Raw genomic sequence first — 15,346 nt, 5'->3', positions numbered from 1 at the left:
ACGGAATCGATCTGCAACGGGGACCAATATATAGGGTTATACGCTAGTTAGCTTGCCTCTCTTCCGAAAGCCCGTTCTCGAAGGGTCTCCACCCGGGCGAAACGCGGTGGCTTCGGGCAGTCAGTCGATAATAATTCGTCCGCTGATCGGCCTCACCCTTCTCGATCAATCCTTTGATGACGAGCGTATCGAGGTTTGGATACAACCGGCTATGAGGGATCTCGTTTTCGTAGTACTCTTCGAGTCTAGCTTTGATCGTGAGACCGTTTGGATCATCGCGCCCAGTGACAACGTAGAGCAGGTCCCGTTGGAAACCGGTCAAGTCATGGATGAGGGATACTATTTGTAACCCGCCCCACTAGTACTCGTTTCATACCACACAATGATTGAATAGGTATGTATTATATAAGGGTAAAGCACCGTCTGTGTGGCGCAATTAGCTTAGTTGGACTTATTCATGAGTAGGAGCGATTCGAACGCAACTCTCCGAACATCACACCAGTAGTTCAAGCAGTTTCTCTACTACCGGCTGGCGCAACCGAATGCTGGCTTAGCAATGAAGAATGCTATACTGTGGCCACTGTTCAGAAGGTGTATCAGACGTGGTAACTCAGAATATAATGATACCGTATAGTGGTGAAATAAAATTCAGCAGGAGGCCACCTTGAGTTATGCAGTAATCTCCAAAGAGCTCTCCAAAAGACCTTGATATAATACTACTGCAGTTCTGCTATCTTCAATATCTAGTTGAATTTTTGTCAATTTCCGAATTACTAATGTATGAGTGTAATTTCGGAATTGAACCGATCTACGGAAGAGAAGAGACCAGTGCAATTAATCAGGGCTGGATTATTCTATCGTTTCATTGTAGCCATCATTATATATATCTGTCAATCCTTTTGTTCAAGGAATATAGCTACACAAAACCGTTTCAAGAGAAAGGCATCACCATGAGAACACCCATACTAATTTATCAGTTGGGATCGATTGTGAACCATGGTACAGCGAATCTTGGCCCCATTCGACGAATCGCCCCAATCGAACGCCGCGTTGCACCACGCCCTTTCGACATTTCCCAATGCAGACATCCACGTCCTTCACGTGACCGACCCTCGAGAGTGGTCAAGTATGAATATGGACGGCGGGTTCTACTCACAGGAAATGTACGACCAGGCACAGGAATCCGCCACCGCACTTTTAGAGCAAGCCGAATCGATTGCGGACGAGTATGGAACCACCGTTACCACTGCTATGCGGGACGGCAGGGCCGCCGATGCGATCGTCAAATACGCAGAGGAGCACGATGTTGATCATGTTGTTTTGGGAAGCCACGGACGACGCGGACTGTCCCGGTTCCTGCTCGGAAGCGTCGCCGAACGGGTCGCTCGCCGTTCGCCCGGTTCTGTGACGATCATTCGAGAAAAGGAGCCTAAACACGGAGACTGACCGCAGTCCGTCGAAACGCGACAAGGTTGAAGAGTCCTTGTTGGGATGATACCAAAGTTTATGTATACGGCCGATAAGTGGCTCGGTAGTCTATACTCTGTTTTACCTTTGTTCGATAGAAGGATACCAAATCCGGCATTGTGAAAGGGAAAACGAGCAATATACCAGATATCGAAAGAGCACTCAGATTACTTTTTTAAGACGTATGCAGGTCTCAATAAGCAGCAAGAAGGGAATCGTCTGGGCAATTGTAACTACCTACCGACCTTTGAGGACCATTCGTGTTGACCCTGTTATCGTGGAAGCTTCCAAACGCCGCATCCACATGCGGAGGGTGATACCGAGGATTGAAGCGGTGTCCGGTGGTTGGATCGTTCGCTAGCAAACACGACGATAGTATTTGATCGATGAAGCAAGCACGATTGACTGATGGCGACTGGACTGCTTCGACGGCTGAGAGCCACACAGCGCCCGCTCAGAGTGATGAGAAAAAGCGAGTGGCGAGATCAACCAGAGACGAAAGCGGCGCTGTGTGAGCGAGCAGCGGCCCATGCTGAGATGGTTGCTGATGAGCACTTTCCAGAGTTACCCGTTGAGACGATCGACTGGGAGACCTCAACGCGGATGCAGCGCTCCGCGGGCGTCGCGATCTACGACTACCAGAGTAAGCAGATCACGATTCGCCTCTCGTGGGACGCGTATGAATCGTATGGATGGGAGCAGTTTTCCCGAGTCGTTCGCCACGAGCTCATTCACGCGTGGCAGTATCACGAGTGCGGTGAGGCCGATCATGGGTCGACTTTCACCCAGTGGGTTGAACCGCTGGAGACGGATCGGCATTGCGAGCGGTATGCTGACCCGAACTACTGGATCATTTGTGAAGAGTGTGAGAGTCGTGATCCGCGATATCGCCGGTCAAAGGTTGTGAAGCGACCAGAGCAGTATTCTTGTGGGCGATGTGGTGGTGAGATCTCGATTGAAGAAGCATAGTATAGGTTTGTTTAACCTTGTGCAACACCGTAATCCGCCGTAGCCGGTATGTTGCACAAGGTCCAACTGATCGAAGCTGTTGTTTCACCGCCGCGCGGAGAATACACTTGTCTCGGGGAGTATGGGACACAGAAAGACCTATTCAGCGGTCGGTTGTTTCAGCGGTCGTGCCACATCTTCAGTTCGAAACGACGATCGGTCTCGACAGGGCTGCAAAACACGACTTTGCGGACGCGGTTACCGAACTGTATGCTGATCATATGGCGACCGGGACGGGCCACGTTGCAGTCACGATCCACACACTTGCGGATGGGTTTTTCTCACTCGGACGGCTTGAGCCCGATGCTGATGCAGTAATGCTCAACGCCGACATCCGGGAGGGACGAGAGTTCGAACAGCAACGGACGTTCGTTCGTGCGGCCTTCGAGACTGCTCACGAACAGTGGGCAATTCCAACGGCGAATATGTACGCAGTTGTGACCGAACATTCGGGAGAGCAGTTTCACGAGTACGACCGCGTCCTGTCCTCCTGGGAGGCCAACGAAGCGGATACGGGCGCTGATTGAACGCTCTTGCGTCCGGTCGCTTGAAGCCGACGTGCTCCCCACCAGGTAGGATGGGTCTCTGATTCGATCGTCTGGCTATCGGGTAGGAGACTATAGGCGCCTTCTTGGCGGAGTAAAATCGTTATCCACGAAAAAATCTCCAACCGTAATTGTGGACCGGACCGACGAAGATAACAGCGGATACCATCCCTTAACCTATAAATACACTAATAAATGGGTTGTATCTTCCGTGGGTGGCTTTTACAAGCCTGTGAACTCATCACTAGGTCCGTACTGGTTTCCAGTACTGGGAGTCCACAATGGCAGAAACAGAACTCGGTTCACAAGCGTGGTGGGAACACTACAAAGAGACGGTCAACAGCGACCCGGAGATGAAGGTCCGTGGCCACGATAAATTCGACGAAAATTTTTATATTGAGATCGGTGACGATCGGGTTCTCATCCAAGTCGATAGCGGGGAAATTGACGCAATCACCCCGAACCCGGCGATGAATCATCAGTGGTCTTTCGGGGTCGAGGGTGACACTGAAGCATGGGAGGAGTTTGTCCAAGAAGTTCCTCCAGCATTCAATCACGAGATTATCGCCTCCCACTACCGAAGTGCAGTGAAAGGTGATGACGGTCATCTCCAATTGACTGGCAACAACAAAGTTATTTTCCAGAATTTGCGTGCGTTTCAGCGGATGCTTGACTTGCTGCGCAAAGCCCACAACAACGGAGGGAACCTCTAATGAGCACTGAACCAGGAACAGTCGAGCCGATCACCGGCAAGTACGTTCACGTCGATGTCGATGGAACCGATTATCGAATCTACTTCGAGGAAAACGGCCCAGACGATGGGATTCCACTCCTCTGCCAGCATACGGCTGGCTGTAACAACCAAGAATGGCGGCATCTCCTCGCAGATGACGATATCACCGACGAGTTTCGGGTGATTGCATACGATCTGCCCTTCCACGGGAAATCCGTTCCACCAACCAGTGACGACTGGTGGGAAGAAGACTACGAATTAGATGCCGAACAGTTTGCCGCGACGATCGTCGGTATCGCGGATGCACTCGATCTTGAGGACCCGATCTATATGGGCTCAAGTATGGGTGGCAACATTACGCTGGAGCTGGCCGATTGGTATCCGGATCGGTTCCGAGCGCTGATCGGACTCGAATGTGGCGCGTACAGTCCCGGCTTTCATATCGATTGGCTCGATCATCCCCACGTCAATACAACGGAGGTCAACGCGTACTCCTGTTGGGGATTGATGGCCAAACAAAGCCCAGAACAGACCCGTCGAGAGACGATGTACCTGTATGAGCAAGGCGCGACAGGCGTGTTCAAAGGCGATCTCTACTACTACTCGGTCGATCACGACTACCGCGAGAAACTCGATCAGATCGATGCCAGTGAGTGTCCACTCTATGCAGTCAACGGCGAGTACGATTACCTGACGGATCCAACGGATGGGCGGGAAGTAGCAGATGGTATCGGGGAAGGGGCAACAGCAGTCGAGATGAGCGATATCGGTCATTTCCCGATGAGTGAACATCCAGCGCTGTTCAACGGCTATCTCTCGGAAATCCTGGCCGACATCACTGGTGATCGAGAGGGGGAGCTGCCCGAAACGCTGACCCCTGAGGATGTGGGGGTCGATCTTACTCCGTCCTCCTAGTGACGCGCTTGTTTTTGCTGCTGGACTGAGTTGACTGTCACTCATACAACGAGGGCCCGTGAGAGAGAAAAACGATAAAAGACAAGAGCAGGTTTTTCACAGCGTGAATAACGGCCAGATATCCGTTCACGCCTCCAGCCTCCACGTTGGAGTGGAGTGGAGGCGGTAGACCCACCGCTACTGCTTCCTTTATTACCGCTACTACAACAACATAGGTTTAGTCTAATTAAAGTGGCGGTGGTTTGGGGAGGGTGTTTGGGGCCATCTCAGGCGGCCTCCTGGCTGGTTCGATTATTCCCAGCATGAACGAGCGTCTCATCGTTCACAGCCCCAGTATCGACGCGAACCACTTTTCCAGTCCCGTTCGAGTCGGCGTACTCGAAACCTTCCTCTGCACCGGCGAGTGTCAGCAGCTTGTACGCATACCCATCGGAGGGATGATTGTCGAACAGCCGGAGAATTTCCTTGTAGGTCATCTGGGATTTCCCACTGTGGCGATGCTGGGCATCCTCGAAGAGGGTTGTCCGGATCTTGTGTACGCGCTCGTCGCGACTCATCGACTCGTACTCCTTGCCGTTCGGATCCGGATCGAGTTGGGCCTCGAGTTCGGCGACGCGTTCGGTGAGCCGGTCGTTGTCTTCCTCGAGGGTTGCGATCCGTTGGTTCATCCGCGCGTGGTGCTGGCCAACGTACTCCTTGTAGTCACTGAGATCCTCGCGGAGCTGTTCAATTGACCGCCTGGGAATCATCCGATGGCTGGCTCATCGCTCAGCCACCATTTGGGTGGTGTCTCGGTACACGCCCGGACGTGTTGGGGCCACGCACTCATCCCGATCTGGGCATTGCAGTGCGGGCAGGGCTTGGTCGCCTGTTCGCCTTCGCGGGCAACCGTGCAGTTGCCACACTGGCGGGCCGTACTCGCCTCGGCTTCTGCGAGTGGGACCGGCGTGTACTGGGCGTTGGTTTGGCAGTTGCACAGCGGCTGGCCCTCCCCGTCGTCGATGTGATAGACTGCGCTTGCGGGGTTCTGGATATGAGTGTCTCGAAGAAGGGCTGTCGGCGGCTCTTCCTCGTAGGCTTCGGCGCTGCCTTCGCTTGGGACGCTTGCATCGAGCGTTTGGATTGCTCCGAGTGTCTGGAACTCGCTCTGGGTGCGAACGTCCAGCGTGCGGGTGAGCCGGGATTGGAGGAGGTGTTCGCTCAGGGCCAGCGTCGGGCTAGTGAGTTCCTCGGGGGTGCACTCACGGCAGTAAATGCGTTCGATCGTGAATTTGGGGGCGTCCTCTTGTCGGACGGCGTAGATCGTGACCTGTTCGCCTTCTCTGAGGGTTCGGTTGCAGGCCGTGCAGTCGGGGTTGGTTTTCGAAAGTCGAGTGCCGTCGAACAGTTGGGTGGTGTCGATGCTGATTTCGGTCAGCATCGCTCGGCTACCTCACACTCGTCGGCGTGGAAGGTCTCGCGGTGGAGATCCTGCTCGCGGATGGATTCGCGGTTGCAGGCCTCGTAACGCCAGTAGGTGGACCATTAAGCGATGATCTCTCACATCTGGAAGAACACGCTCCAGATTTAGCTAATGAGCTGCGTAGTGTAGTTTGTGAATAGCTGAGGCAACTGAATCTTTCGTGTGATTGGTCAAATCGTCTCCCTTACCATGGGAGTTGTCTTGAGATCCACTCCCGACGAGTCCATATTCGTCCTACGCGCTTCCCATTCGCCCGATAGCGACGGGTTTTGCCTTCTTACTCTTATAACCTGCAATGGGCTATAATGCGATTTGAAGTGGGTTCCCAGCAGGGAATTCCATTGTGATTTGAATGGAATTGGCTTCGCGTGTCGTCCCCGTTTGTCGGTTTCCAGTATTCGATGACATCCCCAGCAAGTTATAGATTGTGCCAACATTCCTCATAGTGGTTCAATTTCTATGTGGTATGGGAAACCTTGCAGTTACAAGTATGACAGAAACTGTTGTAGGCTTTCTCCCTGTATAGTATTTCGAGCACCGGCCGGTTTGGAGGTCTATGGAAGACTATGGCCAAACAGTCCGTATACAAAATATAGTATGGCCGTTTTGCCAGGAAGACGAATCCAAAATTCTGCATCCAGATTTTGCTATTGTTGAGGATTCGAATAAAAGAAAATTGGCAACGACTCGTTGGTTACTGTCTACTCGTCCGGACAGTCGTTCTCAGGTTCTGGTTCCGGCTCTTCCTCAGGACAGTCATCCTCTGGTTCGGGTTCTGGTTCTTCTTCCGGACAGTCATCTGACGACTCATCAGAATCGTCTGACCCGTCACCTTCGTCAGTATCTCCGGATTCGTCCTCATCCTCGTCTTCGACCTCCGAATCCGATTCTGAATCTTCATCCGAATCCACGTCTGACTCGTCTTCTTCCGGCGCATCTTCGTTATCGTCCGTATCCTCTCCCGATGTGTCTTCCTCGTCCGGGCTGTTCTCCTCATTATCCGAGTCATCTGAGCTTCCAGTTTCATCTGTGGAAGCAACCACGTTGCCGTCAGGCGAGAGTAGCGCCACAACGTCTGGTTCTTCGTTGTTCAGGACTTCCCCTTCGTATGGGTCCTCCAGCGACACGTCACCGCTCTCTCCAGCGCCCGTAGCGACCGTCACGGACTCACCAGCGCCAATGATAACCTCTCCTGCCAGTGTCCGAATCTGGTCCACTTCGCTATCCTCGCCCGCTTCGAAGTTCATCTGATAGCCCGACAGGTCAACCTCGCTGTCGCCGTTGTTCGTAATTGTGACCGTTTCTCCTTCAGCATCGGCATTGAGAGACAGATTCAGGTCTGTTTGAGCGAGCCCGATTCCCGATGATGAAATCCCCACTGCTGCCGCTGAAACCACAAGCCCCGCCTTCAGTACTGTTCGTCGAGTTGTATTATTCCCCTCTGACTTGTCCCCATTACGTTGTGTCATATGACGCGACTTCCCCCACTCGCTAACAATCATTAAAGATATTGTTATCGGAAATCACCACACAAGTATAATCTTTCTATTCTGATTTGTATTAGATTATCGGAATAATTTTCGTTAGTCCCCATTATCGCTATTTCTTAGAGATTTTGGAGCTATCCCATTGTTTGCTACCCAAATCAGAGCCGAAGAGATGATACTGCAAATCGGAATGCTAATATGGTCGCGAAAATATATCTTAGACAGATACTTCTTCGTAGTAATTTGAATTACTACTAATTTAGTTTATGTAATATTCCACTGGCTGTTGCATCACTCGTGTAGGGAGAGCTATGCTGCATATTACTGCAGTGATTATCACTGGAGGTTCAACATTCCATAGTGCGTCCGATATTCCGTCTATAGGAATTGCCTCGAAACAATTATTCTAAGCGATCAGCAAGATCATTGAAATCCTCGATAACGATGTCAGGATCCTGACCGAGAGATTCATGGGGAGCCTTCTGTTCGGGTCGTGCAAGCCACCCAGCCATCATGCCTGCATGCTTTGCGCCCCAGACGTCACGCATACCGCCACCCGAAACGTGCAGGATGTTCTCGATTGGTGTTTCAACACGCGTAGCGGCGTGTTGATAGATAGCCGGATCAGGCTTGTAGACCCCGATCTCATCGGCACTGATCGTATCGGAAACGAGATCCTCGAGTTCAGCAGCCCCAATCAGATGCTCAAGCATTGCCGGGTTCCCATTCGAGAGCACGTACACCTCGTAGCCTGCATTAACCACCCGCCCGATACCATCAGCCACATCATCAAAGACGGTAATCCGCTCCTCATAGACCTCTTTGCGAATGCGGTCGCGCACGTCATTCGATACGTCATAGCCGGTCGCTTCGAGAGCGTACTGGAGTCCTTGGCCGATCAACTCCCAAAATGGACGATACGCGTCGATATCGTTCGCGATCATTGAGTACTGGATGTACTGGTTCCGCCAGAGCTGCGAGACGCGGTCCCCGTCCTTGATCTCCGGGATATGTGCCTCTAGGACGGCGGCCTGTGAGCTAACATCAACGAGCGTTGTATACGAATCGACCGTGACCATCTCAGGTCTTTCCATGCTATGACAGAGGCGGAGGTCACTCTCAGATATAAGTGTGTCTTTATCACACAGAGATCAGATATGGTACCTAATGACCCGTCTACAGTGTTTTTATAACGGGTAGATTGACGTAATTGACTCTGACCAATCTTGCGGGAACTATTCTCTAGTGCCACCAACTTGTGCTGCGACACGAGGATCGATATCTGTTTCACGGAATTTGTAACTATTTAGGAAAGATCTATCCGAGTGGCTGTTGAAATAATTTCTGTATGTCTCGGAAAGATAAGATTGGATCACAACGACGAAGAGTTCTCCAAGGACTGGGTGCCGTGCTAGGTGCTGGCGCATTCACAACTACTGCAAGTGCTGACGAACAGGAGAGCAAGAACGCAGACGAAGGTAGAGACACGACGAACCAGGACAACGCTCACAAAAACGAAGAATTCTGCTTTCCCGATAATGGCCTCGTCACTATTGAGGGGGGGACTAGTGTTGAGGCGACTGTCGCCTGTATTGAGCGGGCGATCGAGGATGACGATCCCATGGTGATCACGACAGTGGACCACGCAGAAAACGCCGCCTCGGTCGGTGAGGACTTGCGGTCGACAACGCTCCAGATGTTCGGTAATCCTGCAGCCGGAACCCCATTAATGCAAGAAACGCAGTCAGTCGGAATCGACCTACCGCAAAAAATGCTCGTCTGGGAGGACGAAAACGGGGATGTGAACGTCACTTACAATGATCCCGAGTACGTCGCCACACGCCACGGGATAGACGGACAAAAAGAGCTACTGAACATGATCAGCGACGCTCTTGCTACACTAGCAGAAAGCGGTCAAAACGGGACTGAGTAACGTGCACTACTTATGTGTTTTCTATGTGATAAATAGGTGAGATTTCCACTCAGAGTTCGACTGACGAGGCGTTCGTAACATCGAACTGCGTCACAGTCGGCTCACCAGCGAGGAGATCCGGGAGTACTGCTGCGAACTCTTGGAAGTGATCCGTCTCGGCATGTGCTTCAAACGCGGCCTCGTCTTCCTACTTCTCGAAGAGCCTGAACACGTTCCGATCGTCGATATCGGTCGCGACCTGATACTCAATGATGCCGTCCTCATTGCGAGAGCGTTCAGATACTGTTTCGATTCGTTCGCGCGCTTCGCCCTCGTGCTCCTCAAAAGGGTTCTCGCTGAGGTGTTGGTTCGCCTCGGTCGAAACATCGCTCCACTCGTCGTTCACCTGTTGGGCGTTCTCCGCGTTCTCACGATAGGCCTGTGCGAGTTCGTCGTCCGAGGGATCCATCGCTTCGTCAAGCTGCTCCTGGACGAACTGCGAGAGGTTGATGTTGCTTGCTGATCCACTCGGACTGATCCTTCCTTATAGGAATGGCCGACGAGGAGTAACGAAGGATATACAGTCGTATATAGTTCATAAAGCCGGATACGAGGGTCAAGAGGCCCGTACTGCCTGGTAACGGGCGAATTAGATGTTGGCCAATCTATTTTAATCAATAATGATTAAAATGAGTTTGCCACCCTCCACGTCCTCGGTTCATCTATACCCATTCCGGACCCCAAACCTAGAGTCCACCCACCATACCCGCTTTCCAACACTCCACGACGGGCTCACACAATTTCTTAAGGCCAAAGCCAACGGTGGCAACTCAGAAAACTATCGACAGAACGCCAGCTAAGGAGGTAACTAGACAGTACCAAATGAAATGAAGAATAACTGTTAGTATACAATTACATTCATATTCATAATTTTAAATGTAATTATTTTAATAAATACCAATACTATTAAATATAAATTAGTTATATATTAACTACCTCTGAAAGAGGTAACAATCGATAAATATGACTGATAAACAACGAACACGGCGCTGGTTGCTCCAGACAACTAGCATCGCGCTCATGAGTAATATCGCAATCGGCAGTAGTAGTGGCGACGAACATACGGGTATACCCACTTCTTCACCAGCGCAAAGTAGATCTACACTTACGGTGAATGTTATGGATGCGGACACGGATAAGCCAATTGAGGGGGCTGCTGTCGGTGGAATAGGCGGTGTCTCTGATGAAGGTGATACTCTTTTTGGGGGGATCACTGATGCAGATGGCGTCGTAGAAATCGAAGCGGTAAACCCCATTTCACCTTACGATACGAGTTTCTCTCGAGAGGGTTACGAGCAGAAAACTCGATCGATAGATCTTGCTAGTGACCAAGAGATTACCGTTTTCACTACTCCAGTACCAGATCAAGACAGCGAAACATATCCAATTAAAACAGAACATGAGAGTGGTGGTAAAGAATATCGCAACGTATTCTATCCAGATAATGCAACCAATTATGAGGCTCGCTCTTATTGGAAAGACGACATTCTTAGCCATATTGAACAGAAACCACTCGGAGGAGGCAGTGTTTACGTCAATCAAAATGATGTACCTACTCGATCAGACGCCGATCAGATCATCACATCGGCATCGGAACTTCAAAACGCCTGTGAATCATCAAATAAGCTGATTGTATGGATCGACGAGCCGATCGACATGGAAGAGCGACGAGGAATTAAGACTCAGAATATAACAATTGCAGGTGATCGAGGGCATGTTAATAACCCTAGATCTCTGATCTATACGAATGCGACTGGCTATCCAATCCCACGTATATTCGAGTGTGAGGATAACGTGCGGTTCACTGGTCTTCAACTCCGTGGACCCTCACATGATAATTGGAATAATAACGAATATCCTGGGTACCTACCATTAGAAGATGGTCGATTCGATAAAGGCAATGAACTTGCCGACCTAAATAGTGACTCAATTGAGGTGGACAACTGTGAAATTTGGGGGTGGGGCGTTCAGGCATTTCGAGTTTGGGCTGATCCCCATATTCATCACTGTTACGCCCATGATAATATGATGACAAGTTTGGGTTACTTCCTTACTGTTTATCGTGGCCATCCAACTATCGATCACTGTTTCCTCGATGCACATCGCCATGACATCAATGGATTTGGTTTGCACGATGCAGGATATACAGTAATCAATAATGTTTTCGGTCCGTCCGCTTCAAGTCACCGAATTGATATGCATGCCCTCCAGAACAACCTCTCTGAGGACTGGATAAACGATGACAAAGACGACGAGTTCTTCAGATACCGTGCTGGTGGTGATTGTATTATCCGCAATAATACATTTTGCTTTACAAACATAATTCATGGTCCCGAGATGCCCCCCCATCCACTAGGATTCGATCGAGGGCGCTGGCACTGGGTGTATTCGAACCGAGGAATCCCACATCCAGGTACGGAAGTTCGGATCACACGGAATAGCATTATGCATATTGGTCCACAACCACGTAATTCGGGTGTCGATGGAAGTGTTCGAAATTTCACACCGTATGCGTTTACTCAAAATACGGCACCTCATACCGGCACAACCACGCAGGGCGGCTTTGTTCGCATCAGCCATTGGAGAAATTTCTACGACAATGCTCGGAAATTAACACCACCCTCATTTGGAGCACCTATTGACCACAACGCGATTAAATCTTCTGAGTAGTCAGCTCTGTAGTTTCGATATACAGCGCTGGATTTCACGGATATCGAACGCTACGGCGGAATTATATTGGATCAGATAACCCTCTTCACATTCGATTATCATCGGTGGTGATAGCCACCATCAAGCCCTCGCCGCATCCACCCACATGCCAGACCCAAAATCCCAGGATTCATCGGCTCTAAAGTGGAGAAGGAGCCAAGGGTACCTCTGACACAGCCTCTAACCAGCTGCATTCGCTAGCAAGAGAGGGCCACTGCTACACGGCGTTGGACCCCTCTTACTGGACTTATTGTACTAAACGACTACTCACGCAAGTGGAGAGTGTATAAACTGCATTAGCACTGAGATTACTATTTATTGACATGGGAGTAGTAGATGTCTGTAGGGGCAGTGAGTCACCTTGCCCCTAGGCCGTGTCAGAGCCAAACCGGTGTCAGAGGCACCTTCTTTCTCCGTTTTGTGAATATCATTCACCTAATCGGTAGCGCGGATGCCCCTTCCGCAACCGCGAGGGGAGGAAGCACGTTGGCAACAGCTATGTAACATAAACGCAGAGTGGATGACACTACACCGGAACCAAAACGGAGCCGGTGTAGGGGCCGCCGTAGACCGGCCCTTAACTCGGGGACGCTGACGCCACACGCAACGTGGCCGAGAACACCGGGAATTAAACTCGGGTGAATCGGCTTCGGACGCTGACCACGGGACGGAAAACCACGCAGAAAACCCCTCTGTGTGCCCGTCTTGCCGATGTGAACCGCGCCACGTCCATGCACGGGGACGGGACGGAAAGTGCGGAAATTCACGGAAAGCCCGTCCTCAATGAGCGAGCCGAACGGCGAGCGAGTAGGGCGGGGTAGTTTACTGTGGAGAACTCTATCACAGACTCACACGTCATCTGCTTTTTCTGAGCTGGTTTCCCTATCATCCGCTAGGTTCAAGCTATTCACTCGCTAGTTGTAAACCAACTAACTAAAATACAGCCTCGTTCGGAAGCAATCGACGACTGACCACCAGAGCATACTCATGGTTACAACCATTACCGATATCCGCGTTCCTGCCCATGCCTTTCCGCTCGGCCGTATTCTGCAGGAGTATCCGGACGTCGAAATCGAGCTGGAACGACTCGTTCCGACCCAGAAAGAGATCATCCCGCTCTTCTGGGTCGAATCCGCGAGTGAAGCCGCTGTCGAACGAACGTTGCAGGAGGATCCACTTGTCGAAGAGCTCGCCCAACTCACGCGAACACCTGAACGAGTCCTCTACTCGGTCACGTGGAGTCCCGACATCGATACGTTGGTCAAAGCACTCGTCGATCTCAAAGTCGACGTCTTGAGCGCTGATGGGAGAGCTGATTTCTGGGAGTTCCGCCTCCAATTCAGAGATCGGGCCCAATTGGAGCAGTTCCGACGAATCTGCCACGAAGAGGGGATCCCTCTTGACCTCCTGCGACTGTACAACCCGATGATGCCGCCGGAGGAGGGGTCGCTCACCGCAGAACAGCTTGATGCGCTCAAGATGGCATACGAACATGGGTTCTGGGATATCCCACGAGCGATCAATCAGACTGAGCTTGCGAACCTCATTGGGATCAGTAATAATTCGATGTCCCAACGCCTCCGACGGGGTATCAAAGTCATAGTCGAAGAATCGCTCTATGGTTTTGCGAAACAACAGGAGGACTAATCATTCACCCCTTTCGCACGCGAGAACACAGCCATCGAAATCACTGGTCGGAGCGATGTGAGCCAATCGGCCCGATCAAAAACCTGTTCCCGAGGTGATTGCATCTGGTAACTATTATCACTGATATCCGCGTTCCCGCAGAGGCGTTCCCACTCGGCCGAATCTTACAAACGTACCCTGAGGTCGAACTTGAACTCGAACGACTCATTCCAACAGACGAGGCGGTCATGCCGCTATTCTGGGTGATGTCCGAACACGAACGATCAGTCAAGGAGACGCTACGTACCGATCCACTCGTTGAGCAGATCGATCAGCTTACCCATGCCTCTGATCGGGTTCTGTATGCGGTCTCCTGGAGTCCTGACGTTGATGCGCTCGTGACGATTCTCCTTGATCTCGAGATAGATGTTATGCGTGCGGAGGGTACGGCTGAGTTCTGGGAATTCCGCCTCCAGTTCATGAACCGGGAGACGCTCACCCAGTTCCGCCACCGGTGTGCCGACGAAGCCATCGAACTCGATCTCCTCGGCCTATATAATCCGATGATGCCCGCAGAAAAAGGCCCACTCTCGTCTGAGCAGTACGATGTCCTCGCCATGGCCTATGGGAATGGGTACTGGGACGTTCCCCGAAGAATCACACAAAACGAACTCGCAGAACTGATCGGTATCAGTGAAACAACCATCTCCAAGCGGCTTCGAACAGCGATTCGTCGTCTCGTCGAGAAACATGTGTATGGCCCCGCTGGAGAACCGTTTTAGTGTGTACTGTGCGACTCTTAAGATCCTATCAGCTCATATGATAGAAGTTCACATTGCCGAACGGATCGATAAGCTCATCGTAGTATGGATCCAGTTGCATCTCCGCTCCTGAACGGTGTTGAGGAATATCAACTGGACGAGCAAATACAATTAGATCACTACAGAAGGAGGTCAACAAATGAACGGGCCAAAAACGGTTACGGAGACGTATCAATGGCCCGGGGGCGCCGCAGGAGGAAGTAATCGAGCACGCAGGCTAAAGGATCCACTCCTCGGTTCTCGACGGCGCTTGGTCGTGGAGTCACGTCGACAGACTCGCTACCGAGATCGCCAATCAGGACGGATTCGGGTTCCGCGACACAAATAGCAGTAAGAAGATCCTTGGGAAATCGGGCGGGTCCTCTTACCAGACACGATCTCAGCCCTCCTCCCAGTCGAGTGGGACTGATTCAACTGCCTCCGGCCACGGCCAGCAGGACGATCACGACCAGGTGGATCAAGACGACAACGATGAACGGGAAAAGATCACGTCGGACGCAGCCGCCGAGATGGACGCGCTCATGAACGCGGAGGTCGCGACGGACGGAGGCGAGAATACCTAACTCCCAACCCCTGCCCCCTCCCCCCCCCCCCCTCCCCG

15 protein-coding genes are annotated in these 15,346 nt (G+C 51.5%); 9 read left to right on the top strand and 6 right to left on the bottom strand.

Annotation, left to right across the window (positions count from 1 at the left end):
* Nucleotides 1-43: 43 nt before the first annotated feature.
* Nucleotides 44-331 (bottom strand): helix-turn-helix transcriptional regulator, encoded by a 288-nt coding sequence (locus HAPAU_RS20410; RefSeq protein ID WP_084383867.1) that lies wholly within the window; start codon nucleotides 329-331, stop codon nucleotides 44-46.
* 665 nt (nucleotides 332-996) lie between these two features.
* On the opposite strand from HAPAU_RS20410, the gene HAPAU_RS17270 reads away from it, so the two are divergent.
* From HAPAU_RS17270 to HAPAU_RS17250, 5 genes are all read left to right on the top strand, one after another.
* Entirely contained in the window at nucleotides 997-1,446 is a 450-nt protein-coding gene (locus HAPAU_RS17270; protein ID WP_066385257.1) for a universal stress protein, read from the top strand.
* A gap of 483 nt (nucleotides 1,447-1,929) precedes the next feature.
* A complete protein-coding gene (locus HAPAU_RS17265) occupies nucleotides 1,930-2,436 on the top strand; it encodes a SprT family zinc-dependent metalloprotease (RefSeq protein ID WP_157078545.1) in 507 nt (168 codons plus the stop codon).
* Between the two features lie 167 nt (nucleotides 2,437-2,603).
* Nucleotides 2,604-3,002, top strand: coding sequence for a tautomerase family protein (locus HAPAU_RS17260; protein WP_066385256.1), 399 nt, complete (start codon nucleotides 2,604-2,606; stop codon nucleotides 3,000-3,002).
* A 299-nt stretch (nucleotides 3,003-3,301) separates the two neighbouring features.
* Nucleotides 3,302-3,733, top strand: coding sequence for a hypothetical protein (locus tag HAPAU_RS17255; RefSeq protein WP_066385255.1), 432 nt, complete (start codon nucleotides 3,302-3,304; stop codon nucleotides 3,731-3,733).
* On the top strand, nucleotides 3,733-4,668 hold the full coding sequence (locus HAPAU_RS17250) for an alpha/beta fold hydrolase (protein WP_066385253.1): 936 nt from the start codon (nucleotides 3,733-3,735) through the stop codon (nucleotides 4,666-4,668). The genes HAPAU_RS17255 and HAPAU_RS17250 overlap by 1 nt, the downstream gene beginning before the upstream one ends.
* A 266-nt stretch (nucleotides 4,669-4,934) precedes the next feature.
* On the opposite strand, the gene HAPAU_RS17245 is transcribed toward HAPAU_RS17250, so the two are convergent.
* The 4 genes from HAPAU_RS17245 to HAPAU_RS17230 all read right to left on the bottom strand — a co-directional run bounded on the left by HAPAU_RS17245 (nucleotide 4,935) and on the right by HAPAU_RS17230 (nucleotide 8,711).
* Nucleotides 4,935-5,417, bottom strand: coding sequence for a hypothetical protein (locus HAPAU_RS17245; protein WP_066385250.1), 483 nt, complete (start codon nucleotides 5,415-5,417; stop codon nucleotides 4,935-4,937).
* On the bottom strand, nucleotides 5,414-6,088 hold the full coding sequence (locus HAPAU_RS17240; protein ID WP_245634215.1) for a hypothetical protein: 675 nt from the start codon (nucleotides 6,086-6,088) through the stop codon (nucleotides 5,414-5,416). The genes HAPAU_RS17245 and HAPAU_RS17240 overlap by 4 nt, the downstream gene beginning before the upstream one ends.
* A 743-nt stretch (nucleotides 6,089-6,831) precedes the next feature.
* Nucleotides 6,832-7,599, bottom strand: a complete 768-nt coding sequence (locus HAPAU_RS17235; protein WP_169802685.1) for a lamin tail domain-containing protein — start codon at nucleotides 7,597-7,599, stop codon at nucleotides 6,832-6,834.
* Between the two features lie 419 nt (nucleotides 7,600-8,018).
* Nucleotides 8,019-8,711 carry a haloacid dehalogenase type II gene (locus HAPAU_RS17230; RefSeq protein ID WP_066385246.1) on the bottom strand — a complete coding sequence of 231 codons (693 nt, stop codon included), beginning with the start codon at nucleotides 8,709-8,711 and terminating at the stop codon, nucleotides 8,019-8,021.
* Nucleotides 8,712-8,965: 254 nt separating this feature from the next.
* Between HAPAU_RS17230 and HAPAU_RS17225 the strand changes: the two genes are divergently transcribed.
* Nucleotides 8,966-9,550 (top strand): DUF302 domain-containing protein, encoded by a 585-nt coding sequence (locus tag HAPAU_RS17225; RefSeq protein WP_084383866.1) that lies wholly within the window; start codon nucleotides 8,966-8,968, stop codon nucleotides 9,548-9,550.
* 187 nt (nucleotides 9,551-9,737) lie between these two features.
* Here the strand turns inward: HAPAU_RS17225 and HAPAU_RS22070 are convergent, their stop codons facing one another.
* Nucleotides 9,738-9,998 (bottom strand): putative quinol monooxygenase, encoded by a 261-nt coding sequence (locus HAPAU_RS22070; RefSeq protein WP_211263625.1) that lies wholly within the window; start codon nucleotides 9,996-9,998, stop codon nucleotides 9,738-9,740.
* 554 nt (nucleotides 9,999-10,552) lie between these two features.
* Here HAPAU_RS22070 and HAPAU_RS21220 point away from each other — a divergent pair.
* The 3 genes from HAPAU_RS21220 (at nucleotide 10,553) to HAPAU_RS17205 (ending at nucleotide 14,706) form a co-directional block, all read left to right on the top strand.
* Nucleotides 10,553-12,259: a hypothetical protein gene (locus HAPAU_RS21220; protein WP_157078539.1), complete on the top strand. Its 1,707-nt coding sequence runs from the start codon at nucleotides 10,553-10,555 to the stop codon at nucleotides 12,257-12,259.
* Between the two features lie 1,026 nt (nucleotides 12,260-13,285).
* Nucleotides 13,286-13,945: a helix-turn-helix domain-containing protein gene (locus tag HAPAU_RS17210; RefSeq protein ID WP_066385239.1), complete on the top strand. Its 660-nt coding sequence runs from the start codon at nucleotides 13,286-13,288 to the stop codon at nucleotides 13,943-13,945.
* 98 nt (nucleotides 13,946-14,043) lie between these two features.
* Entirely contained in the window at nucleotides 14,044-14,706 is a 663-nt protein-coding gene (locus HAPAU_RS17205; RefSeq protein WP_066385238.1) for a helix-turn-helix domain-containing protein, read from the top strand.
* Nucleotides 14,707-15,346: the final 640 nt, after the last annotated feature.

This window comes from Halalkalicoccus paucihalophilus (assembly GCF_001593955.1).
Taxonomy (GTDB): domain Archaea; phylum Halobacteriota; class Halobacteria; order Halobacteriales; family Halalkalicoccaceae; genus Halalkalicoccus; species Halalkalicoccus paucihalophilus.
Note: the sequence above shows the minus strand (reverse complement) of the source record. Positions and strands in the feature narration are given on the sequence as shown.